The 25,938-nt window shown below is 37.4% G+C and carries 22 protein-coding genes and 1 pseudogene; 19 read left to right on the forward strand and 4 right to left on the reverse strand.

What is annotated here, in order from left to right; genetic code table 11:
* Positions 1–266 precede the first annotated feature (266 nt).
* From DEU40_RS04285 to DEU40_RS04320, 8 genes are all read left to right on the forward strand, one after another.
* A complete protein-coding gene (locus DEU40_RS04285) occupies positions 267–935 on the forward strand; it encodes an ABC transporter ATP-binding protein (RefSeq protein WP_002979895.1) in 669 nt (222 codons plus the stop codon).
* Positions 936–951: 16 nt separating this feature from the next.
* On the forward strand, positions 952–1,530 hold the full coding sequence (locus DEU40_RS04290) for a murein L,D-transpeptidase catalytic domain-containing protein (protein WP_110008689.1): 579 nt from the start codon (positions 952–954) through the stop codon (positions 1,528–1,530).
* 17 nt (positions 1,531–1,547) lie between these two features.
* Complete coding sequence (radC, locus tag DEU40_RS04295; RefSeq protein ID WP_110008690.1) at positions 1,548–2,225, forward strand: RadC family protein; 678 nt, start codon at positions 1,548–1,550, stop codon at positions 2,223–2,225.
* Complete coding sequence (locus tag DEU40_RS04300) at positions 2,222–3,136, forward strand: hypothetical protein (RefSeq protein ID WP_110008691.1); 915 nt, start codon at positions 2,222–2,224, stop codon at positions 3,134–3,136. Before radC ends, DEU40_RS04300 begins: the two co-directional genes overlap by 4 nt.
* Positions 3,137–3,245: 109 nt before the next feature.
* Complete coding sequence (locus tag DEU40_RS04305; protein ID WP_228406441.1) at positions 3,246–4,142, forward strand: phytanoyl-CoA dioxygenase family protein; 897 nt, start codon at positions 3,246–3,248, stop codon at positions 4,140–4,142.
* A gap of 76 nt (positions 4,143–4,218) precedes the next feature.
* Positions 4,219–5,394 carry a hypothetical protein gene (locus DEU40_RS04310; protein ID WP_110008693.1) on the forward strand — a complete coding sequence of 392 codons (1,176 nt, stop codon included), beginning with the start codon at positions 4,219–4,221 and terminating at the stop codon, positions 5,392–5,394.
* Between the two features lie 24 nt (positions 5,395–5,418).
* Positions 5,419–5,931, forward strand: a complete 513-nt coding sequence (locus DEU40_RS04315) for a hypothetical protein (protein WP_110008694.1) — start codon at positions 5,419–5,421, stop codon at positions 5,929–5,931.
* 17 nt (positions 5,932–5,948) lie between these two features.
* Positions 5,949–6,560, forward strand: coding sequence for an inorganic pyrophosphatase (locus tag DEU40_RS04320; RefSeq protein WP_047495607.1), 612 nt, complete (start codon positions 5,949–5,951; stop codon positions 6,558–6,560).
* 83 nt (positions 6,561–6,643) lie between these two features.
* On the opposite strand, the gene DEU40_RS04325 is transcribed toward DEU40_RS04320, so the two are convergent.
* Positions 6,644–8,365, reverse strand: a complete 1,722-nt coding sequence (locus DEU40_RS04325) for an amidohydrolase (RefSeq protein ID WP_110008695.1) — start codon at positions 8,363–8,365, stop codon at positions 6,644–6,646.
* A 135-nt stretch (positions 8,366–8,500) separates the two neighbouring features.
* Here DEU40_RS04325 and DEU40_RS04330 point away from each other — a divergent pair, with 135 nt between their 5' ends.
* On the forward strand, positions 8,501–11,233 hold the full coding sequence (locus DEU40_RS04330) for a sodium-translocating pyrophosphatase (RefSeq protein WP_110008696.1): 2,733 nt from the start codon (positions 8,501–8,503) through the stop codon (positions 11,231–11,233).
* Between the two features lie 142 nt (positions 11,234–11,375).
* On the opposite strand, the gene DEU40_RS04335 is transcribed toward DEU40_RS04330, so the two are convergent.
* Positions 11,376–12,515, reverse strand: coding sequence for an aminotransferase class I/II-fold pyridoxal phosphate-dependent enzyme (locus DEU40_RS04335; protein WP_110008697.1), 1,140 nt, complete (start codon positions 12,513–12,515; stop codon positions 11,376–11,378).
* A gap of 160 nt (positions 12,516–12,675) precedes the next feature.
* Between DEU40_RS04335 and DEU40_RS04340 the strand changes: the two genes are divergently transcribed.
* The 6 genes from DEU40_RS04340 to DEU40_RS04365 all read left to right on the forward strand — a co-directional run bounded on the left by DEU40_RS04340 (position 12,676) and on the right by DEU40_RS04365 (position 17,999).
* On the forward strand, positions 12,676–13,716 hold the full coding sequence (locus DEU40_RS04340) for a M28 family metallopeptidase (RefSeq protein WP_062670175.1): 1,041 nt from the start codon (positions 12,676–12,678) through the stop codon (positions 13,714–13,716).
* Positions 13,717–13,803: 87 nt separating this feature from the next.
* Complete coding sequence (locus tag DEU40_RS04345; RefSeq protein ID WP_110008698.1) at positions 13,804–14,253, forward strand: GNAT family N-acetyltransferase; 450 nt, start codon at positions 13,804–13,806, stop codon at positions 14,251–14,253.
* On the forward strand, positions 14,250–14,618 hold the full coding sequence (locus tag DEU40_RS04350) for a glyoxalase (protein ID WP_062670171.1): 369 nt from the start codon (positions 14,250–14,252) through the stop codon (positions 14,616–14,618). The genes DEU40_RS04345 and DEU40_RS04350 overlap by 4 nt, the downstream gene beginning before the upstream one ends.
* Positions 14,619–14,620: 2 nt before the next feature.
* Positions 14,621–15,121, forward strand: a complete 501-nt coding sequence (locus tag DEU40_RS04355) for an endonuclease V (protein ID WP_110008699.1) — start codon at positions 14,621–14,623, stop codon at positions 15,119–15,121.
* Positions 15,122–15,271: 150 nt separating this feature from the next.
* Complete coding sequence (locus tag DEU40_RS04360; RefSeq protein WP_110008700.1) at positions 15,272–16,447, forward strand: acetyl-CoA C-acyltransferase; 1,176 nt, start codon at positions 15,272–15,274, stop codon at positions 16,445–16,447.
* 241 nt (positions 16,448–16,688) lie between these two features.
* Positions 16,689–17,999 (forward strand): T9SS type A sorting domain-containing protein, encoded by a 1,311-nt coding sequence (locus DEU40_RS04365; RefSeq protein ID WP_110008701.1) that lies wholly within the window; start codon positions 16,689–16,691, stop codon positions 17,997–17,999.
* Positions 18,000–18,096: 97 nt separating this feature from the next.
* Here DEU40_RS04365 and DEU40_RS04370 read toward each other — a convergent pair whose 3' ends face one another.
* Complete coding sequence (locus DEU40_RS04370; RefSeq protein ID WP_110008702.1) at positions 18,097–21,438, reverse strand: DEAD/DEAH box helicase; 3,342 nt, start codon at positions 21,436–21,438, stop codon at positions 18,097–18,099.
* Positions 21,439–21,572: 134 nt separating this feature from the next.
* On the opposite strand from DEU40_RS04370, the gene DEU40_RS04375 reads away from it, so the two are divergent.
* Positions 21,573–22,370 carry an SDR family oxidoreductase gene (locus tag DEU40_RS04375; RefSeq protein ID WP_110008703.1) on the forward strand — a complete coding sequence of 266 codons (798 nt, stop codon included), beginning with the start codon at positions 21,573–21,575 and terminating at the stop codon, positions 22,368–22,370.
* 76 nt (positions 22,371–22,446) lie between these two features.
* Positions 22,447–23,361, forward strand: a complete 915-nt coding sequence (locus tag DEU40_RS04380) for a helix-turn-helix domain-containing protein (protein WP_110008704.1) — start codon at positions 22,447–22,449, stop codon at positions 23,359–23,361.
* A gap of 52 nt (positions 23,362–23,413) precedes the next feature.
* Here the strand turns inward: DEU40_RS04380 and DEU40_RS04385 are convergent, their stop codons facing one another.
* On the reverse strand, positions 23,414–24,025 hold the full coding sequence (locus DEU40_RS04385; RefSeq protein WP_110008705.1) for a GNAT family N-acetyltransferase: 612 nt from the start codon (positions 24,023–24,025) through the stop codon (positions 23,414–23,416).
* A 432-nt stretch (positions 24,026–24,457) separates the two neighbouring features.
* Between DEU40_RS04385 and DEU40_RS04390 the strand changes: the two genes are divergently transcribed.
* Entirely contained in the window at positions 24,458–25,618 is a 1,161-nt protein-coding gene (locus DEU40_RS04390) for an MFS transporter (protein ID WP_110008706.1), read from the forward strand.
* A gap of 53 nt (positions 25,619–25,671) precedes the next feature.
* Positions 25,672–25,890 (forward strand): annotated as a pseudogene (locus DEU40_RS04395) (helix-turn-helix domain-containing protein); the annotation flags it as partial.
* Positions 25,891–25,938: the final 48 nt, after the last annotated feature.

The raw sequence follows: 25,938 nt of genomic DNA on the forward strand, positions 1-25,938 counted from the left end.
GGACTGGGAGGTTTTTTTTGTTTTTTTGGGTAAATGGAAATGATGATGAATGATAAACCTATAAGGTTTCAAAAACCTTATAGGTTTAGAAAAAGCTTCTGGTACAAATATTTTTATAAAAAATAAGACTGTAATAATTTAAAAAATTAATAGAAAAGAACTGTATAAGTAGATTGCCGGAATCTAAACATTCAAAAAGTAAAATAAAATACAAACCGCTTCAAAAAGCGGTTTTTTATTTGCAGGCAATTCACTATTTTTGAATCATGATTAAAGCAAGAAATATCCATAAATCTTATGGGAATTTAGAGGTACTGAAAGGAGTTGATATTCATATCAAAACAGGAGAAGTGGTTTCTATTGTAGGAGAATCAGGAGCAGGTAAATCTACACTGCTGCAGATTTTAGGAACACTGGATCATCCCACCCAGTCCGGTAAATACGATACTGAAATTGAAATAGCAGGTGAATCATTTATCAATATGAATGATAAGCAGCTTTCAAAATTCAGAAATCAGAATATCGGTTTCGTATTTCAGTTTCATCAGCTTCTTCCGGAGTTTACCGCGTTGGAAAACGTATTGCTTCCGACAAAAATAGCAGGAGCCAACGAAAGAGAAGCTATCGAAAAGGCTTATGCTTTATTTGAAGATCTGAAGATAGAGCAAAGACTGAATCATAAACCCAACCAGCTTTCTGGTGGAGAAGCGCAAAGGGTAGCGGTGGCAAGGGCTTTAATCAATTCACCGAAAATCATTTTTGCAGATGAGCCTACAGGTAACCTGGATTCCAAAAATGCGGATGACCTTCACAGATTGTTTTTCGATCTTAGAGACAAATACAACCAGACTTTTGTTATTGTAACCCATAACCCTAATCTTGCAGAAATTACAGACCGTAAGCTTGTTATGAAAGACGGAATGATCATAGAGTAGCAGTATACAAAACCGGATGATGAAACACCTTATTTTTCTTTTTTTAATAGTAATTTCCTGTTCAAAAGCTGACTCCCAGCAGTTGAATCCATTGGGTATTCCTCAGGCAAGGATTTCGGAGATTAAAAATTATATTAAAGGAAAAGAGTACAATCAGGAACTGGCTGTTTTTATCAACTTTAAAATCCCTTCAGGAAAGTATCGCTATTTTATTTATAACCTGAAAAACAATACAATCTTACAGCAGGCTGTTGTCTCTCATGGTTCAGGTTCAGTTATTCCAAAGTCAGATGCTTTGAAATTCAGTAATATTGAAGGATCTTATCAGTCATCCCTTGGAAAATATGCTATTGGAGAAAGCTATGTAGGAAAATTTGGTAAATCGTATCGGCTGGCAGGTCTGGATTCTACCAACAGTAATGCTATGCAGAGAGCCATTGTTCTTCATTCTTACGGATGCATTCCTGATACTGAATCCCGGAATCCTGCATGTTTAAGTTTAGGCTGTCCTATGCTTTCAATAAATGCTTTTAAAGAAACGGCAAAATATATTGATCAGTCGAAGAAGCCGATCATTTTATATGCATTCTATTAACTTATAATTCCTTTTCCATGGCTATAAAATTTCTTGCAGAAGATGACAGACCCAGAGAAAAGTTTTTGCAGAAAGGCAAGAGCTCACTTTCGGATTCTGAGCTGTTGGCGATTATTATGGGAAGTGGAAACAGGGATGAGAATGCTGTAGAGCTTGCAAGAAAAATTCTGAATTCTGTCAGTAACAACTGGCATCAGCTAAGTTTGCTATCCGTTAAAGACCTGATGAAATTCAAGGGAATTGGTGCTACAAAAGCTATTTCAATCATTACGGCTTTAGAGATCGGAAAGAGGAGAGCTGTTCAGGAAATTCCTGAAAAAACGGTGATTGGAAACAGTCACGATGCCTATGTCATTCTCAGAAACCAGCTTTCTGATCTGAGAACAGAAGAATTCTGGGCGATTTTCCTTAACAACAGCAATAAAGTGATTCATGTCTCCCAGCTTACCCAGGGAGGAATCAGCCAGTCTATTGTAGATGTAAGAACTCTTTATAAAGCCGCACTGGATCATTTTTCAACCGGCATTATCATTGCCCACAATCACCCTTCCGGAAGCTTAAAACCAAGCCGGGAAGACATCAATATCACACAGAAAATAAAAGAAGCAGGAAATACACTAAGTATTCAGCTTTTAGACCATATTATTGTCACGCAGGATGCTTATTTTAGTTTCTCGGACGCAGGATTGTTATGATTAGAAGATTAAAATACCATGAAATTGACTTTGTAAAATATGCTCAATGTTTAGAAAATTCCGAGCAGAGAAAATATTCTGCTACAAAGCATTTCTTAGATACTACTTCTACAATGCCCTGGGAAATTCTTGTTTATAAAGATTACCAAGCAGTAATGCCTGTTCCTTTCGTAAGAAAATATGGGCTGAAAATCGTGCATAACCCTAAGCTTTGTCAGCAGCTTGGTGTTTTTTCCGTTAAAGATGATGTGGATCTTAATGAGGCTTTTCTGGAATATCTGGAAAAAAACTATATGATCAGGGCATATCCTTTCAATGATGTCAATCAGCTTCGTACAAAGATCAGAATCAAGAAGAATTTTTTACTGTATCCTGAGGATTATGAGAAAGTATATTCGAGATACTCACCCAAAAGAAAAAGAAAACTTCGGTTAGATGAAGGTGTTTTAAAAGAATCAGAAATTAAAACAATCACTTATGATAAAGCTAAAGCTTTTATTGAAGCGAATACTATAGGGTTGAGCAAAGAAAATGATCTCGGAGAATTCATGAGGATCTTTGAAAGTTTTCATCATCTTGGTTACCTCAAATTTACGGCATTTTACTATCAGCATAAGATTATCAATATAATTGCTACCTATACGGACTGTGGTATGGTAGCGCTTTTAGGAAATTTTAATGATAAAAATTATGTCAGATTATCAGGAGCATCCGTATTGATTGATCATGTCATTAAAGAGAATATTGAAACTCATATATTTGATTTTGAAGGAGGAGAACTCCCCAATATTGAGGAATTTTTCCGCGGATTCCGGCCGGAATTAAGGCCTTACGGAATTATTGAGAATTCAAAAAAGAACCTTTTCAAAAAGTTAGGGTATCTTATATTGAGAGGAAAGTCTTTTTTATGATGAAAAGCATTGTTTAGATTGGTTCTAATTAAGTAATATTCCGTAACTTTATAAAATCCTTAGTAAAACAGTTATGTTACAACAGATTCGTCAGTACAAATTATCATACATGCTTTATAACTTGTTTAAAAAGAATAAATTAAAGCATAATATTCCATTATATAAAAAATACGGAATCAATAAGAACTATTTTTCAAGTATTTCAAGCAAAGATTTTGCTCATCTTCCAGCTAGTGAAAGAACACTGGATTATACAAAATTGAAGGAAACCCCTTTTTTTAAGAAGCTTTCTGAAGAAAATAAAGAAAGTGCTCTTCAGTATGATGAGAATGGGTATATGATTCTGAGAAATTTCCTTAGTCCGGAAACAGCAGATCAAATCAATACTGAAATTGATAAACTGATGAAGGACGGGACTCTGAAATTTATTTACGGAGGAAAACTGATGTTTGCAATCCATCATTCAGAAATCATTAAAAATATTGGAAGTGATCAAGAACTGTTAGACTTTTTATCTGTTTTACTGGACGGAAAATCCAAGCTTTTCCAAAGTATCAACTTCATCAACGGCAGCCAGCAGAAAACCCATTCTGACAGTATCCATATGACCACTTATCCATTGGGAGGCCTGCTTGGAGTATGGATTGCCCTGGAAGATGTAGACGAAAGTAACGGAGCGCTTCATTATATTCCTAAAAGTCATAAGCTTCCTTATTTCTTGAATTCTGATTATGATAATGAAGGTACAGCCCTGAAAATCGGCAAGAAAAGCTACAGAGCCTATGAAACCTTTCTGGAAGATAAAGTAAAAGAATTAGGCTTACAGAAAGAAATTTTTAAAGCAAAAAAAGGAGATTTACTGATCTGGCATGCCAATATTCTTCACGGCGGAGAACCTCACACAGATAAAAACAGAACCAGAAAAAGCCTTGTGTACCACTTCTTTGACGAAAACAGTGTCTGCTATCATGAAGTAACACAAAGACCTGCTCTGTTTGAACTTTAGGGCACTTCTTCATAAAAACTTTCTTTAGGCATTTTAAATGATAGTTTTTTTACATTTGTATTCTTAATATCAGTGTATGGGAAAAAAGAAGAATATTCTTGTTTTTATATTTTCAATGTATGTATGCGTTATGTCATACTACCTGTATACCCACCATTACTACAATACTGATATGGAAGCCTATATGGGACTCATCTATAAAACGGAATATCCTGAAATGAAAATTGAAGAAATTCATCAGAGGGTATATGACGAACTGAGAGAAAAAAGTCCTGATTTCGCGGGACTTGGTTCTGTTAATCCAATGGCTGAGGAAGTAGCCAAAGGGGAGAGTACTTACTATAAAATCATCTCGCAAAATCCCAAAGCCTACGAAGAAGAGTTACAGCTTTTTGTGGTAAAACCTTTTTATAATTTTATCAGCTGGTCATTGTTTAAGCTTGGTTTCAGTGCTTCTGCTTCAATCTCCCTGATTTCAGTTATCTCTTATGCATTGATTCTGGTTCTGATTTTCAGCTTTTTGATAAAAATTCTGAGAAATTATCCTCTTGCCTTTATCCTTACTGTTTTAATTTCACTGTTCAAGCCCTTGCCGGAATCGGCCCGGCATGTTTCAGCAGATTCCTTATCATGCCTGCTGCTTCTTTTGAGCTTTTATGTATTTTTAGTGAGAAAAAATTTCTTTTTCGCAGGCATATTGGCTATGCTGTGTGTGCTTACAAGACCTGAATATTTTATTTTTTATTCATTCCTGTACGCCCTTATTTATTTTTATAGAAATAACTTTCAGATTACAACAGGTTCATTACTGGTATCATATGGATATATATTTCTTTCCTTCTTTTTAATACAGGCTTTTAATCGGGTTTCGTGGTCTGCCCTTTTTATGAATCAGTTTACCAAAGTTCAGATTTATCCTGTGTCGCAGCCTGATCCGTTTTCCTTTGCAGATTATATTCACTTTATTAAAAGCAATGTAATGTTGGAGTTCAATTCTTCTTACTTTCCGGTTTTATTGATTTTTATTGTAATCATTTTAGCCAATCGTTTCTCGTTTTACAATAAGAAGAATCAGGCTCAGCTCTTGTTTTTTGCTGTTATTTACACAACTGTCATGCTGAGATTTTTGGTTTTTCCGTCTCTGGTAAACAGGATGATGCTTGGCTTTTATCTTATAATTATCCTTGCTTTGGTCTATATACAAATTTCTAAAGTGGATATCTTTAAAAACTCTTTAGAAGACGGAAAATAATTAGTAATTTTGCAGTCTAAAATTATGACGAGTCTATCAGGATATTTACCCTATGCATTTGCATTGATTATTGCAATTCCTTTTCTGGTTTTGCTCAGACAATTTGTACACTCATACATTACTCTTAAGAACCAGGAAATCAAATTACTTAGTGTGAAATCCAATTCAGAGAACAAAGCACATTCCTATGAAAGAATGACCTTGTTTCTGGACAGAATGAAGCCTTCCAACCTTATACAGAGGTTCGACAGGGGACTGGCCGTTCATGAGTTTATTTTCCTGACTGAAAAGGCGATCAATGAAGAATTTGAATACAACTCTTCACAGCAGTTATACATTACAAAAAACTCCTGGAAGAATATCGTAGACTCAAAAAATGCAATTATAGAACTGCTTCATAAAACTTATGACGGGCTGACAGGAGAGGTTCAGCTGGATGAATTCAAAACGATTTTCATCATGAACTATATGGAAGGCAATGACTATATTGCTGAAACCATTGAAGATTTAAGAAAAGAAATTTTAATAATAACTTAAAAATTAACAGATAAATAATGATTCCAAATTTTAAAGCACATCCATGGCACGGAATTTCTGCAGGAGAAGATGCGCCAAATGTTGTAAACGTATTTGTGGAAATTGTTCCTTCAGATACTATTAAATATGAAGTAGATAAAGAAACAGGATATTTAAAGGTAGACAGGCCGCAGAAATTCTCTAACATTATCCCTGCTTTATATGGTTTTGTTCCTAGAACTTACTGCCATAATGAAGTAATGAAACTTGCTATAGAGGCTGGAGCTGATGATGTAACGATGGGAGATCATGACCCGCTTGATATCTGTGTTTTAAGTTCTCACAATATCCATGCAGGAGGCTTATTGATGGAAGCTATTCCAATCGGTGGTTTCAAAATGATCGACGGTGGTGAAGCGGATGATAAAATTGTTGCTGTAATGATCAATGACCACGCTTTCGGACACTTCAGAGATATTTCTGAATTACCGGAAGCAGAAGTAAAAAGATTAATGCACTACTTCCTTACCTATAAAAACTTACCGGATGAGCCTGCAAAATGCAGAATCCAGGAAGTTTACGGAGCTGAGCACGCAAGAAAAGTGATCAAAGCTTCTCAGGCGGATTACGCAGAAAAATTCGGAGGATAAGATTTTCTTCCCAACACATACAAAAAAGCAGGTGAATTTTCATCTGCTTTTTTCTTTGTAAATATTTTATGATATCAATAGATTCAGTTTCTTTGGTATACGGAATTTCCTTCTTTTATCGTTTCAAGCACCTTAATGTTTCTGAGGTTTTCAGGACTTATCGTTAAAGGATTCTGATCAAGAATAACAAAGTCAGCCATTTTACCTGCTTTAATAGAACCTTTTTTATTTTCTTCCTGCAACTGATAGGCTCCGTTAATGGTAATCGCTTTTAAAGCTTCCATGGGAGTAATTCTTTCATTAGGTCCTAAGATCATTCCCGAACGCGTCTTTCTATTCACTGCTGCATAAACTGCGGTAATCAGATCGGGTGGTGTAACCGGAGCGTCATGATGAATGGTAAACGTAATTCCTGCTTTTAATGCTGAGTTGGCCGGACTTATAAAAGCAGCTCTTTCAGGACCGAAAACACTTGAATAATGCCAGTCTCCCCATAAATACGCATGAGTAGAAAAGTAAGAAGGAATTACCCCTAATTCTTTTATTTTCTGAATGTGATCCGGGCGGCTGTTTTGCACATGAATTAACGTTGCCCGTAATTCCGGATGGTAAATATTTTCATCTTTTAACCTTTTAATAACCCGTATAGCCTGATCAATGGCGGCATCTCCATTTACATGAAGCTGTGCAGTTATGTGATTCTGGAAAAGTGTTTTCAGGTCGTTATATAACGTTTCATCCGTGAAGATGGGAAACCCTTTATAATCTTTAGACTGACCTTCAGGTGGAACTAAATAAGGCTGAGTGAGCCAGGCCGTTTTTCCCTGTGGAGAACCATCATCAGAAAATTTGAACCCGGCCAGTTTCAAGCGGTTTTCATATTTCATATATTTTGGTTTGAAACTGTTGAAATCCTTTTTGAAATATTCATAATCGGGAAAGTAAACAACATCAGCTTTAAAAAGATGTTGAGATGCTGCCTTTTCTAACAGAGCAACACTTTCGCCCATGGTTCTCCCATCACAAATGGTAGTCTGTCCATAGCTGAGCCATTCATCCTGAGCCTTCATCAGGTTTTCCATGGCGTGAGCCTGAGTATCTTTGCCTTTATTCATTTTTTCCGTTAAGGTCAATAAAGCAGTGAAACTGGCATTCTCTTCTAGTTTTCCGTTCAGTTTTCCTGTTTTTTTGTCCCTGCCAATGTGTCCTCCTTCAGGATCTTTTGATGACTCTGTTATTCCCAGCAGTTGTAACATGGCGCTGTTTGCAACGCTGGCATGGCCCGAAGCATGAATAACAATAATAGGATTGGTTTTGCTGATGGCATCCAGTTCTGTTTTTGTAGGATGACGGTGCTCTGTCATAATCGCATCATCATACCCATTTCCGATAATGGGTTGCTGACCGTTAATTTTATTGTTTTTGATATAGCTTTTAATTGTATTCTGCAAATCTTTGATTGAATTCACCGTGCCATAGGGTTCGGGAGACAGATCTACAGCATCCATAATTCCTGCTCTTGAAGTAAGATGCCCATGAACATCTATAAAACCGGGAAGAAGGGTTTTTCCATTTAAATTAATCATTTTGGTGGCCGGTTCTGAAAAACGTTCTGCCTCCGATTTTGTTCCGGCAAAAAGTATTTTCCCGTCTTTAACTGCTACTGCTTCAACTTGCGGAAGAGAATCCTCCATGGTTATAATAGGACCTCCAAAATAGAGTATTTCAGCTTTTTCTTTAGGTATCTTATTATGACAACTGCTTATGCTTACAGATAAAAAAAGTGTATATAAAATCCTTTTCATAAATGATTAATTCAAATTGTGGTGAGAAACAAATTTACAAAATAATAGATTATTATTAGTGAATTTTATTGCGTGTTTATAATTTCATTATATTTATAAGACTAATCTCAATTTTTTAATATAAAATAATAAACTATGGATCTATTTGTGTTAGTGCCAATTTTTGGTGTCATAGCTTTGCTTTATACATTTCTTCAGAGCAGCTGGGTCAATAAACAGAATGCCGGAAATGAAAAAATGAAAACAATCAGCGGCCACATTGCAGATGGTGCAATGGCTTTTCTAAAGGCTGAATACAAAATCTTAACGTACTTTGTTGTAGTCGTTGCCATTTTACTGGCAGTGATGGGGTCAAGTAATGCCAATTCACACTGGAGTATAGGAATTGCCTTTGTAGTAGGTGCTATTTTCTCAGCATGTGCAGGTTTTATCGGAATGAAAATCGCTACCAAAGCTAATGTCAGAACAGCTGAAGCGGCAAGAACTTCACTGTCAAAAGCCCTTAAAGTATCTTTTACCGGAGGTTCTGTGATGGGAATGGGAGTCGCTGGCCTTGCTGTTTTAGGATTAGGTGCTTTATTTCTGATTATTAAACAGATTTTTGCCCCTGAAGCTACCGTAGATTCTCATGAAATGGAAAGAACCATTGAAATTCTTACCGGATTTTCTCTTGGAGCTGAATCTATTGCCCTTTTTGCAAGAGTAGGAGGCGGTATTTATACAAAAGCTGCAGACGTAGGTGCTGACCTTGTGGGAAAAGTGGAGGCCGGAATTCCCGAAGACGATCCCCGAAACCCGGCTACCATTGCAGATAATGTGGGAGACAATGTAGGAGATGTTGCAGGAATGGGAGCTGACCTTTTCGGTTCTTACGTAGCAACGGTTTTGGCTACCATGGTATTAGGCAGAGAAACCATTTCTGATGACGCCTTCGGAGGCTTTGCCCCGATTCTTTTACCAATGCTGATTGCAGGAACGGGAATTATATTTTCAATGATCGGAACTTTATTTGTGAAAATTAATGATAATGAAGGCTCATCCACTTCCAGCGTACAAAATGCATTAAATCTTGGAAACTGGGGAAGTATTGTGATTACGGCTATTGCTTCCTATTTTCTGGTAACGTATATCCTTCCTGAAAAAATGGTTTTAAGAGGACATGAGTTTACTAAAATGGGTGTTTTCGGAGCGATAATGGTGGGATTAGTAGTAGGAACCTTAATGAGTATCATTACAGAATATTATACAGCCATGGGAAAAAGACCGGTTTCCAGTATTGTGAGACAGTCTTCTACAGGGCATGCAACCAATATTATCGGTGGGCTTTCCGTGGGAATGGAATCTACTTTGCTTCCTATTATTGTATTGGCGGGAGGAATTTATGGTTCTTATCTGTGTGCCGGACTTTATGGAGTGGCAATTGCCGCAGCTGGAATGATGGCTACCACAGCCATGCAGCTTGCTATTGATGCTTTTGGACCTATCGCAGATAATGCCGGAGGTATTGCTGAGATGAGTGAACTTCCCAAAGAAGTACGTGAAAAAACAGATATTCTGGATGCCGTAGGAAATACAACGGCTGCTACAGGAAAAGGATTTGCCATTGCTTCAGCTGCCTTAACAGCATTGGCCTTATTTGCTGCTTTTGTAGGAATTGCAGGAATTGATGGTATTGATATTTACAGAGCAGATGTTCTTGCCGGACTTTTTGTAGGTGGGATGATTCCGTTTATCTTCTCCTCATTGGCGATTACCGCAGTAGGACAGGCTGCTATGGCAATGGTAGAAGAAGTAAGAAGACAATTCCGTGAAATTCCGGGAATTCTGGAAGGGAAAGCACAGCCCGAATATGAAAAATGTGTTGCCATTTCTACAGATGCTTCCATCAGAAAAATGATGCTTCCTGGTGCCATAGCCATCGTTTCTCCTTTATTAATAGGATTTATTTTTGGTCCCGAAGTACTGGGAGGATTTCTGGCTGGTGCTACAGTATGCGGTGTTTTGATGGGAATGTTCCAGAACAATGCAGGCGGGGCCTGGGATAATGCCAAAAAATCATTTGAAAAAGGAGTTGACATCAATGGTCAGACCTATTATAAAGGTTCAGAACCTCATAAAGCATCTGTGACAGGTGATACGGTGGGAGATCCGTTTAAAGATACATCAGGACCTTCGATGAACATCCTGATCAAATTAATGTCAATCGTTTCTTTGGTGATTGCACCTACTTTGGCTGTTTTGCATAAAGATAAAATTGAAGCTAACAGAAAAGCAAAAATTGAAAGTCTTACAGGAATTTCCAGTTCTGCACCTGCTGTAAATGGAGATTCTAAAATCATTACGGTCATTCCGGGAGAAATTAAAGGACACCTTAATGAAAACGGAGACTTTGTATATGAAACAGGTAATATTCAGAAAATAAAACTGGACGGAGGAAAAACAATTGCTATTGGTGACGGAAGCCAGCTTTACCAACTTTACAATGTGGTGAAACAAAAAGATAAGTCTGCATTAGATCCAAATAAGTGGTATACCATTGAAAACCTTTATTTTGAAACAGGTTCAAGTGATCTGAAAGCAGAATCCGTGCTTCAATTGAATACTTTGTCAGAAATTTTAAATGCTTATCCGGATCTGAAAATAAAACTGGGCGGATATACAGATAACAGCGGTAATGAAGATAGTAACATCAAATTATCCAATCTGAGAGCACAGACAGCCAAACTTAAACTGCTCGAACTAGGTATTTCTGGAGACAGAATAGAAGCAGAAGGATATGGTTCACAGCATCCTGTTTGTGAAGCTAATGACACTGATGAATGCAAAGCAAAAAACAGAAGAATTGATGTAAGAGTATTGGCTCTTTAAAATCAATGTGAAAATAGTACAAAAGCATCGCTATGGCGGTGCTTTTTCACGTCTATCCACGTCATAAAAAATCCAGGCAAAAAATATCAGCCATCATCTGTGAAAATTTGTGTGATCTTTGGGAAAAGCAAATCCAGAAAAATCAAAGACTTCTTTTCAAATGCTCCAAAGCCTGAATAATCAATTCATCTTTTTTAGCAAAACTAAACCTGATATAATCAGAATTATCTCTGGAATTGTAAAAAGCAGAAAGTGGAAGGCAGGAAACCCTCTTATCAATGGTAAGCCATTTTGAAAACTCTACATCTGTCATGTTTTTAGAAATAGTCCTGAAATTAACAACCTGAAAAACACTTCCTTCCGCTTGTTGTTCGATCTGAAGCGGTGTTTCTTTAATCATTTCATTAAAAATATCTCTTTTTTTCTGCATGAGTTTTTTATTGAGATCCGGATCAAATACGTCGAGATATTTTGCGATAGCATATTGTGCAGGAGCATTGGCACTGTAAGAAATATACTGTTGATGACATTGAAATCTTGTTGTTAAAACTTCTGAAGCAAGCATATAACTCACTTTCCATCCCGAAGTATGAAACATTTTACCGAAAGAAAAAATACAGAAAGTCTTTTCCCTGAGTTCAGGATGGATGAAAGAACTGTAATGTTCAGTTTCATCATAACAATAAGTATCATATATTTCTTCTGAAATCAAATAAATATCACGGTCTTTGATCAGTTCATAGAGCTGATTCCAGTCTTCTTTTTTCCATATTTTTCCGGTTGGATTCTGGGGAGAGTTGACAATGACTGCTCTTGTCTTTTCAGTAATACAGTCTTTAAACAGATTCCAATCTATGGTAAAATCACCATCAAGATCATAATAAACAGGAATTCCTCCATTCATAACAACAGCTGGCCCATAAGTGTAGTATGAAGGTTGAATAATGATAACTTCATTACCTTGATTCAGAATTGATTTAAGTGCAGTATATAAAGCAAAGGTTGCACAGGGTACAATCGTGATTTCCTTTGTGGTAACCGTTATTTGATGAGCTCGTTTTGCATTGAATCTGATAATGCTCTCCATCAGCAGAGGATTGCCTGCAAGAGGTTCATAGTGATGCGTGTTGTGTTCAGCAGCTTCCTTTAAAAATACTTTCAGGCGTTCATCAATATCAAAATCGGGAAGTCCCAGAGAAAGATCAAAGCTTCCGTGCCTGGCTGCCAGCTCGGACATTTCCGTAAAAAAGGAATAATGAGTAAATCCGTAAATTTCTTTCACTTATTTTGTATTTTTATCAAATATAATAAAATTTTAATATTAAAATTGCACTTAAGCTTATGTATTGGTAGATTTGTAATGAACTGCATATTATTTTGTCCTATTGATTATTAATACTGGGATTCAATAAAAATTGTTATTTTTAAGAAATTTATCTTTTATGAGAAAAATACTTATTCCGTTATTGGCAATGGCTGTAGTAACCAGTTGTGGAACGGCAAAAATATCTGACGGGAATGCTTCACATCCTGTTTCAACAAAACATAACAAAGCGTTTAACAATGCCTATAAAGAGATTAATGCAGAGGATTTAAAGAAAAACCTTTACGTCATTGCAGCAGACGATATGGAAGGGCGGGATACCGGAAGCAAAGGACAGAAAAAAGCGGGTGAGTATATGATTAATTACTATAAGAATCTGGGTATTTCAGCTCCTAAAGCACTAGGCTCTTACTATCAGAAAGTACCGTCTGAATTCATGAAGAAAAGAGGAGGAGGTAACCTTCCGGATTCTGAAAATATTTTAGCTTTTATTGAAGGAAGTGAAAAACCGGACGAGATTGTGGTGGTTTCTGCTCATTATGATCACGTAGGTACCAAAAATGGAGTTGTGTACAATGGAGCAGACGATGACGGAAGTGGAACTGTAGCTGTAATGGAAATTGCAAAAGCATTCCAACAGGCTAAAAAAGCAGGAAAAGGGCCTAAAAGATCTATTCTGTTTCTTCATGTTACAGGAGAGGAACATGGACTTTTCGGTTCAGAATATTATTCCGAAAATCCTGTTTTCCCGTTAGCCAATACCGTGGTTGATCTTAATATTGATATGATCGGACGTGATGATCCTGCCAACAGAGGAAAACAATATGTCTATGTGATTGGTTCTGAAATGTTGAGCTCCCAACTTAAAGTAATCAACGAAGCGGCGAACAAAAGAACTAACAACCTGGAACTGAATTACAAATACGATGACTTGAATGACCCTGAACAATTGTATTACCGTTCAGACCACTATAATTTTGCTAAACATAATATTCCTGTAGCATTTTTCTTTGACGGTATTCATGAAGATTATCACAAACCAGGTGATGATCCTGAAAAAATTGATTATCAGTTGCTGGAGAAAAGAACCCAGCTTATTTTTACCACTGCATGGGATATTGCCAACAGAGAAGAAAGAATTGTGGTTGACAGAAAATAATTATTAACTTTAATTGGAATGATATTTTTTTAACCTTATCAAGGTTTAAAAAATATCATTCCTGTAAACTGCCAGCAAAACATTACCATGAAAACCATAATCCGGGAAGCAAGGCCAAAAGACATTCCACAAATACAGGTTGTGAGAAACTCCGTGAAAGAAAACACGCTGTCAGATCCTGGATTGGTTACCGATAAAGATTGTGAGGAATTTCTATTCCAAAGAGGAAAAGGTTGGGTTTGTGAGATGGAAGATCAGATCGTTGGTTTTTCCATTGCAGATCTGAAAGAAAACAATATCTGGGCGCTCTTTGTACATCCGGATTTTGAAAACCTTGGAATAGGCAGGAAACTCCATGATATTATGCTGGACTGGTATTTTGAACAAAATAAAGATTCCGTATGGCTGGGTACTTCACCTGGAACAAGGGCTGAAATCTTTTACAGAAAATCTGGATGGAAGGAAGCTGGACCCCATGGAAAAGGAGAAATCAAGTTTCAAATGAGTTCTGAAAACTGGAAAAATAAAAAATTATGACACCAAAACTGAAATCCATCAGACCTTTTATCGGAGCGCAAAACTTTGAGATCAGCAGAAATTTTTACAGAGATATGGGATTTCAAGAAGTAGTTCTGGAATCTAAATTGTCTTTATTTACAAGAGAAGAAATCGGTTTTTATCTCCAGGATTATTATGCAAAAGACTGGGTGGATAATACCATGATCTTTATGGAAGTTGCCAATACAGATGAATTCTGGAAAGAACTCTTGTCTCTGGAGCTTACAGAAAAATATGAAAATGTGAGGCTTACTCCTGTAAGAACAATGGATTGGGGGAAAGAGTGCTTTGTACATGATCCTTCAGGAATATTGTGGCACTTCGGTGAGTTTTTTAAGAAATAAATATGATTTACGCATTTGATACCTATTATTATGAGGATTATGCCAATACCGTGTGTATTGCATTTGAAGACTGGACCTCTGAAAAAGAAGTGGAAGTCTTTATAGAACAGATTCCCGTAAGTTCAGAATATGAAAGCGGGGCTTTTTACAAAAGAGAATTGCCCTGTATTTTGAGTCTGCTAAAAAAAATAACATTAAGACCAGAAGACATTATCATTGTTGATGGATATGTCACTTTGGATAATAATGGGAAAATTGGCCTGGGTGGTCATCTGTATGAAGAACTGGAAGAAAAGTATCCTATAGTTGGGATTGCAAAGAATGAATTTAGAACTCCTGATTCCCAACGAAGAAATGCAGTTCGTGGAGAAAGTAAAACCCCACTTTTTGTAACAGCGAAAGGAATAAATGTAGATGAAGTTCAATTAAAAGTACAACAGATGCATGGCGATTACAGAATGCCTACGCTGTTGAAAAGATTAGACCAACTAAGCAGAGCATAAATAATAAAGTCTTACAAAAAGTAAGATTTTTTTTGTCTACGAATATACCGATTGGTATATTTTAATTATCTTTGTTATATTCCTTTGTCAATATAAAAAGGATTTTTTTTAATCAAAATATACTGATCGGTATATTTAAAAATAAAATCTATGAAAGAAGTATTTATAGTAGCAGCAAAACGAACCCCGGTTGGAGGTTTTATGGGAATTCTGTCAGGATTTACAGCGACTCAGCTGGGGGCTTTTGCCATTCAGAATGCTTATGAAAGTATCGGACTTGCTCCGGAACATATAGACAGTGTATATATGGGAAATGTGCTGAGTGCTGGATTGGGACAATCGCCAGCAAGGCAGGCGGCTATCTTTGCCGGAATTCCTGTGGACAAAGACGCTACCACAATCAACAAAGTTTGTGCTTCCGGAATGAAATCGGCAATGATGGGTGCACAGCAAATTCAGCTTGGAATGGATCATATTGTTATGACGGGAGGAATGGAAAGCATGAGCAACGTTCCGCATTATGTCAAAATCCGCCAGGGGACAAAACTGGGAGATACGAATCTTACTGATGGATTGATTAAAGACGGGCTATGGGATGTCTACAATGATTTCCATATGGGAAGTGCAGCTGAATTGGGTGTGAAGAAATATGGACTTACCAGACAGGAGCTTGATGATTATGCCCTTCTCTCATACCAGAGAGCTCAGGAAGCGGCAAAGAACGGCAAGTTTGGCAACGAATTGATCCCAATATCCATTGAAGGGAAAAAAGGAACTGCAATCGTTGATAAAGACGAAGATATTGATAAACTGATCCCAGAGAAAATTTCCCTTTTGAAACCTGCATTTGAAGCCGACGGAACACTTACAGCAGCCAATTCCAGCAATCTGAATGATGGTGCTGCAGCCCTTTTACTAGCGTCTTCTGAAGCAATAGAGCAACATAATTTAAAACCACTGGCAAAAATAATAGCCTATGCAGATGCCGCTCAGGCACCGGAATGGTTTACCACTTCACCTTCCATCGCTGTTCAGAAATTGTTGAAACAAACAGGTCTCAATCTGTCAGATATCGACTTTTTCGAGATTAATGAAGCGTATTCTTCAGTAATTCTATCCAATCAAAAAATTCTAGATTATGATATCAGCAAGGTAAATGTATACGGAGGAGCAGTGGCATTGGGACATCCGATTGGTGCTTCAGGAGCAAGGATTATGACCACTTTAGTGAATGTTTTACACCAGGAAAAAGGAAAGTATGGAATTGCTGCCATCTGTAATGGAGGAGGAGGCGCTTCCGCAGTTCTTATCGAAAATATAGGTTAAAAGGCATAAATTACCTTAGATTTCAATTATTATATTAAAAAAGATCTTTCTTAAAGTTAAATTTGAGAAGGATCTTTTGCGTTGGTAACAGATTGATTATCCATTGGTCAAACAGAATGTTCAATAAGTGCAGACGAATGTTTAATGCTCTATTTTTATTAAACTGACAAATATCATTACATTGTTATTTTTATTCATTCTAAATAAATATAAATTTGTCCCAGGAAATTGAACAAAGAAAATGAAAAAAATAACTACTCTTTCTGGTATTGTACTTGCATCACTGACGAATGCGCAGCTGCAATATTGTATGCCAACCTTTCAGTATGGAGCTGACAGTAATATGATCAGTAATGTGACTTTCGGAACGATTAATAATTCATCACCTGTTCAGTCGTCCAATGCACAAATTTATGAGAATTTTACGGCAATCTCCACAGATCTGCAGTCGGGAAGTTCTTATCCAATCTCTGTGCAAGGTCCTTCCAGTACATTTCCCAGCGATGTAGTTGTTTTTATAGACTTTAATCAGAACGGAAATTTTGATGATGCAGGAGAGAGCTTTTATATCGGAAGACTTGGAGCAGCCAATCCGGCCAATGCTTTTACAGTTAATAATACCATAGCAATCCCGGCCAATGCTGCCATCGGAAGTACAAGAATGAGAGTTCTTAAAAATACCAATGTTCAGGCTTATTCCGATCCGGCAGCCGCTAATTCTATAAGCTCAGCTTGCGACAGCAGTTTAAGAGCAGGGCAGACGGAAGATTATACAGTGAATATCATAGGAAATACAGCGAGTTTCCCGGCTCCTTATTGCGGTACTGAAAATATTACAAGTTCAACCGTGAGTGAGATCAGTACGGTAGAATTTGCCGGAGTTGTTAGAAACAGTGCATTGGATGGAAATTCCGATGTGCTTGAAAACTTCACAGCAACAGTTTTCAATGTCAACCGTGGAAATAGCTATCCGATAACCGTAACAGGTGGTACCCATGGCCAAACCACCGTATCCGCTTATGCTTATATTGATTTTAACCATAATAATCAGTTTGATGCTGATGAGCAGTTTAATCTGGGCTATCTGGATAATTCCAATCCGGTTCCTGGCCAGCAGTCCGGGATTGCAACAGGCAATATCACCATTCCGGCTGGTGCACAGTTGGGAGAAACCCGTTTCAGACTGGTAAAAGCCTATGAATCCAATTCCTGGATGGGAGCTTTGAAGAATCTTCCCTGTCCTTCGGATTGGTTTATCGGTCAGGCAGAAGATTATACTATAAATATTCAGCCTGAGAGTCTTTCAACCCTTGAAGTTTCTAAAGAGGCATCAAGTCTTGTTGCCATATATCCAAATCCTACCGCAAATTCTGTAACAATCAAGATGAAAGAAGGATTGGAGAAATATGAAATTTATAACATGTCCGGACAAAAGATGCTGGAAGGTAATTCGATGACGATTTCAATGGACCGTTTTGTTCAAGGAACTTATTTGATCAAAATTCACACAAGAAATCAAAAAATCTTTACAGAAAAGATGATAAAAAAATAGACACATCATATCTAAATCATATCCATATCAATTTTTGTTTTTTTAATCGACAGGTCTTTTACCTGTCGGTTTTTTTTGCTGGTTTTAAGCTTTTATATTACGATTCAGATCCCAGTAAATTCATCAAATCCTGCTTAGACAATCCCTGAAGCTTCTTTCCGTCAGTGAGCAATAGGTTCTGAGCCAGTTCTTTTTTCTTTTTCTGAAGGGTAAGAATCTTTTCTTCTACGGTATTGGAGCAGATCATCCTTACCGCAATTACATTTTTTGTCTGTCCTATACGGTAACTTCGGTCAATAGCCTGGTTTTCAGCTGCAGGATTCCACCATGGGTCAACAAGATAAATATAATCTGCCTGGGTAAGATTGAGACCGACACCTCCGGCCTTTAAGCTGATCAAAAATACACGGATATCTTCATTGTTCTGAAAATGAGCTACTGTTTCACCCCTGTCTTTCGTTTGACCTGTTAAATATTCAAACTGAATATTGTGGCGTTCCAGTTCTGTCTTTATGAGGTCCAGCATTCCGACAAATTGTGAGAAAACAAGGATTTTATGATCTTTGGATTTTCCAAGGATTTGCTCCATCAGAATTTCAATTTTAACGGCATTTTCACCTGAATATCCCTCTTTCATCAGGACAGGGGAATTACAGATCTGTCTGAGCCTCGTAAGCCCTGTAAGAACGTGCATGCTGTTTTTGTTAAGATCATCGTCATCGTTGGCGGCAATAAACTCACGAAGTTCCTTTTCATAAGCATCATAAATTTTGCGCTGTTCCGTATTCATTTCACAGTAGATTACTGTTTCAGTTTTCGCCGGAAGTTCTTTGGCAACCTGTTTCTTAGTTCTTCTGAGGATAAATGGCTTTATCTTTTGCTGAAGCTCTATGGCACGTTTGCTGTACTCAAATTTATCAATAGGGATAGCATAAATGTCTTTAAAATACTGTTTACTTCCCAATAATCCGGGACAGGCAAAAGAAAGCTGGCTGTAAAGATCAAAAGTACTGTTTTCAACGGGCGTCCCCGTTAGTACAATTCTGTTTCTTGATTGAAGAAGTCTTGCGGCTTTGTATCTTTCTGAATTAGGATTTTTAATCACCTGTGATTCATCCAGAAATACATAATTGAAATTAAAATTTTTCAAAAATTGAATGTCAGAAAGCAGCATCCCATAGGTGGTAAGAACTACTTCGTAATCAGGCATATGAGCTGTTGTTTTTGGACGGTCTGCACCATAATGAAGCAGAACTTTTATGGAAGGCGCAAATCTGCTGATCTCTTCCTGCCAGTTGAAGAGCAGGGAAGTAGGAACCACAATCAGGTTGGTGGTGTGGCCTCTTTTTTCCCTCTGTGAAAGAATAAAAGCAATGATCTGAATGGTTTTTCCAAGCCCCATATCATCTGCAAGACATCCTCCGAAGTTGAAACTGTCAAGAAAATTAAGCCAGTTCAATCCGTCATGCTGGTAATCTCTCAGCTCAGCATTCAGCTCAGAGGGAACAGCTACTTCCGGAATGTTCTTTACTTTTGAAAACCTAGCGGAATAGGAGGTAAGTTCTTCCTGAATCTCCTTGCTCAGAATTTCTTTTTCAAACAGTGACGTTACCTCCGAAAAATTGATTTTCGGAATCTTTAAAAGCTCTTCATCAATTTCTCCCGCTCTGAAGTAAGCAGCTATCTTTTCCATCCATTCTTCGGGAAGAATTCCCATACTGCCGTCATCCAGCTGGACGAATTTACTCTTATTCCGGATGGCCCGGTGAAGCTGTTTCAGAGAAGCTTCTTTGGGACCAAATCCTACTTTCAGTTTAGCGTTAAACCAATCCAGTCCGCTGGTAATCTGAATATTGATTTTTGCCCGATGCGGATTTAATTTATTGTTTTTTAATTCGTTAAAACCAAGTATGATGATTCCTTCATTTCTCCAGGTCTCAAATGCTTCAAGAAACCAGTTATTATCCAGGAACTTATCCCTGTGAAGATAAAAATACTGATAGCCGTCCATCTGGTCTTCAAAATCAGGGTGCTGCTGCATCACCAAAGAAGTAAAGCGGGCTTCGGCTGATTCATTTCTTTCTATTTTAAATGGATTTCCATTATGATCGGTATCAAAAATCTGCTTCCTGGAATAGACCGGAACTTCCACATCACCATATTTCATGACGGGAGTAATTCCTATATAATTTTCCTGCTGACGGAGATAAATGACTTTTTCAGTCTGATAATTTTTGTCTTCAAGCTGCACTTTCGTTGCAGGTCGTATATAATTGTAATTGATGTTAATACGTTCTTCTAAAGCAGACAGAATGTCCTGCATGAAAGCTTCATATTTTGAAGAATGAACCAGTAAAATTTCATTATGAGCCTTAAAGAACCGGATGATTCTGAGCATGTCCGGATTGTCTACAAAGCTGAAAATGTTTCGGTTATACACAAAATACTCATTTCTGAGAACAATATTTTTAAAGGGAAGAGCAATGTCATTAAACAACAGTTCTCCGGTGATTTCAAAAAACGGATCTTTCTTAAAGACAGATAATTGAACTTCTGCATCTAAAGTGTTTAATTCAATATGGGAAAGTGACTTTGCGGAAACGGTTTCTGCGATTTCCCGGTCGTGATAATAGACTTCCAGTTCCAGAGGGTTCTGTACAATAAGTTTTAACGCTTCCAGTTCTCCCGTATTGTAATCTTCATTATAGTTGTTCTGAAAAGTAGTAATGGCAGTATAAAATTTGATGTCTGCAGGTTTTTCTGCTTTCCAGATAAGCTGCATGGCATCTACAGGAGTTACGGGATTTTTGAGCTTTCCTGTCTGAGTTATTTCTGCCTCCATCAGTGAGAAGGTCATATGATTGTAATAACGGTGTTTACCGATAACCAATATTTGCTTTTTACCCGATTCCAATACTGCCAGCTCATCCAGTTTAGAAGGAAGCTGAGGAAGAAGATCCCTTGCCAGCATCACATCATCTGCAGGAAGCATTTCTTTGATTCTGGGCAGTATTTTAATTTTGCCTTCAGTATATTCCAGTTCAAAATACTGATCCAGATCCGGCTCATTTTCCAGCCCATATTCTTTTGCTCTGGGAAGAAAGGTTTTTTTGCGGAGTGCTTCATCAAAAAACAGGCGATAGTTTTTATCCTCAATAATGCAGTGGATTATTTCTGCCTGATGAGAACAAAGCTGGTTCTTTTCATTGCTGCAGGTGCAGGAACAAAGCAGAGTGCTGTTTATTTTGCTGATGGTAACCATCGGAAAATCCTGCAGTGAAGATTGTTTTGTAAATATTCCTGTATTGTTTTCAATAGCAACAGGATAGATTTCACGAAAATCCCTGATCCCGATAAATGCACTGTCTGAGGTATGTTTCAGCAGGTCATATACGGAAAGTGTACTGATATTGATGTTGTCAAGAATATATTCTGCCATAAAAATAGATCGGGACAAACTTACAAAAAACAAATATATTGAAGAACCCGTTTTGGCTACACCTTACCCCATTTTGGCAACTCCGGCGTTTGTTGTAATGCAGAACTTTGTCCTGTAATTTTAAACCAAGAAAAATGAAAACAATTTTTATAACAGGTGCTTCTACAGGATTAGGAAAAGCAGCTGCCCAATTATTTCAAAACAACGGATGGAAAGTAATCGCGACTATGAGAACCCCTGAAGCAGCAGCTGATCTTGCGGCTTTGGAGAATGTAACTGTACTTCCGCTGGATGTTACCAATCCGGAACAGATTAAGTCTACTGTAAAGCAGGCTCTTGAACTTGGAGACATCGATGTGGTGTATAATAACGCAGGATATGGCCTTATAGGACCTTTGGAAGCACTTTCTGATGATCAGATCGTCAAACAGCTTGACACGAATTTATTAGGGGTTATACGCGTTACACAGGCATTTATTCCTTACTTCAGAGAACAGAAAAAAGGAATGTTCATTTCTACAACGTCTATAGGAGGACTGGTGGCATTCCCATTGGGTTCTACTTATCATGCGACCAAGTGGGCCCTTGAAGGGTGGAGTGAAAGCTTAGCTTTTGAGCTTAATACTTTGGGAATTGATATTAAAACTGTTTCTCCAGGAGGAATTAAAACGGATTTTGTAAGCCGTTCTCTGGACTCAGCATCCAGTCCTGCTTATGAAGAGATGACGAATTCTTTGTTTTCTAAAATGGAAGGAATGATGGAAGCAGCATCTACACCGGAACAGATTGCAGTAGTAGTTTATGAGGCTGCAACAGATGGTAAAAAACAACTGAGATATGTGGCCGGAGAAGATGCTAAAGCCATCTATGCACAGCGTCTTGAACTAGGTGATGAAGCATTCAGAGAGCAGTTCGGAAAACAGTTTATGTAATCAGGTTTTTGAAAGACAGTATAAGTAAATTACATTTGTACTGTCTTTTTCACTCAATAATTTATAATTTTATATCATGGAAAAGAAAGATAATATTCCCCTGAAGATCTCATCCATATCAGAATTGCACGATATGCTGCAGTTGCCCAAGCCGCTTCATCCGTTGGTAAGCCTTGTGGATAATACGAAAATGAGCATCAGAAAAGATATGCTGAAGAGAAGCTTTATCCTGAATTTTTATAAGATCTCATATAAATATTCCACGGTTGGGAAAATGGGCTATGGACAGGGATATTATGATTTCAATGAGGGAGGAATGATGTTTACGGCTCCCGGTCAGGTTCTTTCTACTGATGAGAATGCAGAATACTGCGGATATACTTTGTTGGTACATCCGGATTTTATCAGAAGTTATCCTTTGGCAAAGAATATCAAAAACTTCGGTTTCTTTTCTTATGATACGAATGAAGCACTGCATTTATCGGATCAGGAAAAAACAACAATAACGGGGCTTCTTGATTATATTGGAAATGAACTGAATACAGCCATTGATGAAGTAAGCCAGGATGTTATTGTTTCTTATATTGATGTTCTTCTCAATTACAGCAACCGTTTTTATAAAAGACAGTTTATTACCAGAAAGGCAGTCAATAATGATGTGCTGGCTAAAATGGATGTGGTGCTGGAAAAGTATTTTAACGAGCAGGAAACATTGAATAAAGGCCTTCCCACGGTAGAATTTCTGGCATCCACACTCAATCTGTCACCCCATTATCTGAGTGATATGCTTCGTAACCTTACCGGATTAAATGCCCAGCAGCATATTCACGAAAAACTGATCGAGAAGGCAAAAGAATACCTTACTACGACAGGCTTTTCTGTTTCTGAAGTAGCATATGCTCTCGGATTTGAACATCCGCAGTCATTCAACAAGCTCTTTAAAAAGAAAACTGATAAAACACCATTGAGTTACAGACAGTCTTTCAATTAAATAAAATACAAACACCTGGTTCAAATATCAGGTGTTTTTTATTGTATGCTTTTTAGCCAACACTTTGTTTTTCTTTAATGAAAGCTTCAATTTTAAATTTTGCAGTGGCCCATTCATCATCCAAAATACTGTAATAAGCCGCATTTCTTGTGCTTCCATCCCTGAGAACTTTGTCTTTACGTAAAATACCTTCAAATACACCACCGATTTTTTCGATCGCTTTTCGTGATCTGAAATTATCGTCTTTCGTTTTCAACTGTACCCTGTTTGTTTTCAGCACATCAAAGCAGAAGGTGAGCAGTAGTAATTTGCATTCCAGGTTGATGGCTGTTCCCCAGAACTCTTTGGTGATCCATGTCCATCCGATTTCCAGTTTTCTGTCTGCAGGATATATTTCAAAAAAGCGGGTGGAGCCGATGAGTTTTCCGGTTTCTTTATGTCGTATTACAAATGGATATTGATTTCCGGTTTCTCTTTCTGATAAGGCGAATTCATACGTTTTATAAAACTGGGTTTCTTCAGAACAATCGGTAGGAATCAGTTCCCAGAGTTCTTTATCTGAAGCAGCAGCATATAATTCTTCAAAATGCTCATTTTCAAGGGGAATTAATTCAACAGTTTCTCCTTCCAAAATAGTTGGATAGGCGATCCATTTTTCTTTCATGGCTCATTTTTTATACAACGAAATTAATGAAAAAGTTATTTAAACGTTATAAAACCACAAAAAAGACACAAAAGCTTTTTAAACACTTAAACTATTTTAAGTTATATGCTTTGTGTATAAAAGTATCCTAAAGTTTTGTTGAAAATCAAAGATTTTCATTTTATGTGAACTTAATTACACGGTATTTCCTTAAACTTTCTAAAGTATACCAAAGTGTTTAGAAAATAAAAACTTTTGTGACTTTTGTGGTTAAGTTTAAACAGACTTGAAAATAAAAATTTGTGTTCAAAAAATAAGGTGATTTTCCACCATAATGAGGTCGGCAATTTCATTAATTGGTTAAAATGGAACATAAAAATGACAAAAATGAACTACATTTTAATAGCGCAGCGTGTCTAAATTTGCAAAAAGGATTTTTATTACCCTGTTATAATGAACGAGATCCCATCTTTTAATGCAAAAATGCCGACCGCCTGTTTTTTACTATTCTTTGCCCACGGGCTTGTTTTTTCCTCCTGGGCGAGCCGGATTCCTATCATTAAAACTGCTCTTTCCATTACTGAAGCACAGTTGGGAACGCTGTTGCTTCTTATGCCGATAGGACAGCTGTCGACGATGGTTCTGGCCGGAAAACTGATCAGTATTTACGGAAGCAGCGGAATTATTAAAAGATGCTTTATGCTGTATCCTTTTTTTCTTCTCTTAATTGGCTTATCACCTTCTTATTGGACTTTAGGGGCCGTTCTGTTCTTTTTCGGCGTGTCCGGGAATATTTGCAATATTGCCATCAATACACAGGCAATTGAGATAGAATCTATCACAAAAAGAACCCTTCTTTCTTCCTATCACGGGGCATGGTGCTTTGCAGGGCTTACAGGGGCTTTAATCGGGTTGCTGATGATTAATCTCCATGTAGGAACTTTTTACCATTTTGTTTTTATTTTCACTCTGGTAGGAATACTTTGGTTTTACAGTACAAAAAATCTGACCAATATTATTCATAAAGCAGAACCGCAGACCCGTTCAATTTTCAAAGCGGTGAATCCTACACTGATTGGTTTGGGAATTATAGGCTTCCTGAGTATGGCGATTGAGGGCGCAATGTTCGACTGGAGCGGGGTTTATTTTCAAACTATAGTTAAGGCACCTGAAAACCTTGTCATAATGGGATATACAAGTTTTATCTTAATGATGACTTTAGGTCGTTTTATCGGGAATAAAATCATTGAAAAATATGGAAAAAAGATCGTTCTGCAGTGTTGTGGACTGCTGATGAGCAGCGGGCTTTTTCTAAGTGTTTTCTTTCCTGAACTGTGGATCTGCATTATCGCCTTTATGATTATTGGCCTTGGAAGTTCCCTGAGTGTACCTTCCGTATACAGTACAGTAGGAAAAGTGAGTACAGTAGCTCCGAGTATTGCTTTGTCATTTGTTTCCAGCATATCATTTTTAGGATTTCTGATGGGGCCGCCTCTTATCGGATATATTGCAGAAAGTTTTGATCTCAGGTACTCATATGGTCTTTTTGCCTGCTTTGGGATTTTACTGGCGATTATGGCGGGTCAGATGAAAGTCTTCAGGAAATCATACTAAACCCTTTCCCGATTGTATTTGTACAGACCTATTTATCGATAATTAGAGCTGTTTATTTCGGAGAATATTTTAAACAGCAAACCGGAATTTCTTATCAGGATTATCTGCTGGACTATAGATTAAAACTGGTGGAAACCTATTTAAAATACAGCAGTGTCAGACTCAGTGAGATTGCCTACGAGCTCCAGTTCAGCGATGAAAGCCATCTTACCAAACTGTTCAAGAAATACAGAGGAGTAACTCCCGGAGAATACAGGAAAAGTTTCAAGTAAATATCTTTTTATAAGAAGGCCTTTTTTATTAGGTTAAAATTTGATTTT

Origin of the sequence: Chryseobacterium sp. AG844 (assembly GCF_003182335.1) — a bacterium.
Taxonomy (GTDB): domain Bacteria; phylum Bacteroidota; class Bacteroidia; order Flavobacteriales; family Weeksellaceae; genus Chryseobacterium; species Chryseobacterium cupriresistens.

Excerpts from the sequence above, each read along its gene's own strand:
- DEU40_RS04285 (WP_002979895.1), top strand. The coding sequence starts at position 267 with ATGATTAAAGCAAGAAATATCCATAAATCTTATGGGAATTTAGAGGTA.
- DEU40_RS04325 (WP_110008695.1), bottom strand. The coding sequence starts at position 8,365 with ATGAAAAGGATTTTATATACACTTTTTTTATCTGTAAGCATAAGCAGT.
- DEU40_RS04330 (WP_110008696.1), top strand. The coding sequence starts at position 8,501 with ATGGATCTATTTGTGTTAGTGCCAATTTTTGGTGTCATAGCTTTGCTT.
- DEU40_RS04310 (WP_110008693.1), top strand. The coding sequence starts at position 4,219 with ATGGGAAAAAAGAAGAATATTCTTGTTTTTATATTTTCAATGTATGTA.
- DEU40_RS04385 (WP_110008705.1), bottom strand. The coding sequence starts at position 24,025 with ATGAAAGAAAAATGGATCGCCTATCCAACTATTTTGGAAGGAGAAACT.
- DEU40_RS04350 (WP_062670171.1), top strand. The coding sequence starts at position 14,250 with ATGACACCAAAACTGAAATCCATCAGACCTTTTATCGGAGCGCAAAAC.
- DEU40_RS04390 (WP_110008706.1), top strand. The coding sequence starts at position 24,458 with ATGAACGAGATCCCATCTTTTAATGCAAAAATGCCGACCGCCTGTTTT.
- DEU40_RS04365 (WP_110008701.1), top strand. The coding sequence starts at position 16,689 with ATGAAAAAAATAACTACTCTTTCTGGTATTGTACTTGCATCACTGACG.
- DEU40_RS04290 (WP_110008689.1), top strand. The coding sequence starts at position 952 with ATGATGAAACACCTTATTTTTCTTTTTTTAATAGTAATTTCCTGTTCA.
- DEU40_RS04305 (WP_228406441.1), top strand. The coding sequence starts at position 3,246 with ATGCTTTATAACTTGTTTAAAAAGAATAAATTAAAGCATAATATTCCA.
- DEU40_RS04375 (WP_110008703.1), top strand. The coding sequence starts at position 21,573 with ATGAAAACAATTTTTATAACAGGTGCTTCTACAGGATTAGGAAAAGCA.
- DEU40_RS04380 (WP_110008704.1), top strand. The coding sequence starts at position 22,447 with ATGGAAAAGAAAGATAATATTCCCCTGAAGATCTCATCCATATCAGAA.
- DEU40_RS04370 (WP_110008702.1), bottom strand. The coding sequence starts at position 21,438 with ATGGCAGAATATATTCTTGACAACATCAATATCAGTACACTTTCCGTA.
- DEU40_RS04320 (WP_047495607.1), top strand. The coding sequence starts at position 5,949 with ATGATTCCAAATTTTAAAGCACATCCATGGCACGGAATTTCTGCAGGA.
- radC (WP_110008690.1), top strand. The coding sequence starts at position 1,548 with ATGGCTATAAAATTTCTTGCAGAAGATGACAGACCCAGAGAAAAGTTT.
- DEU40_RS04355 (WP_110008699.1), top strand. The coding sequence starts at position 14,621 with ATGATTTACGCATTTGATACCTATTATTATGAGGATTATGCCAATACC.
- DEU40_RS04340 (WP_062670175.1), top strand. The coding sequence starts at position 12,676 with ATGAGAAAAATACTTATTCCGTTATTGGCAATGGCTGTAGTAACCAGT.
- DEU40_RS04315 (WP_110008694.1), top strand. The coding sequence starts at position 5,419 with ATGACGAGTCTATCAGGATATTTACCCTATGCATTTGCATTGATTATT.
- DEU40_RS04360 (WP_110008700.1), top strand. The coding sequence starts at position 15,272 with ATGAAAGAAGTATTTATAGTAGCAGCAAAACGAACCCCGGTTGGAGGT.
- DEU40_RS04345 (WP_110008698.1), top strand. The coding sequence starts at position 13,804 with ATGAAAACCATAATCCGGGAAGCAAGGCCAAAAGACATTCCACAAATA.
- DEU40_RS04300 (WP_110008691.1), top strand. The coding sequence starts at position 2,222 with ATGATTAGAAGATTAAAATACCATGAAATTGACTTTGTAAAATATGCT.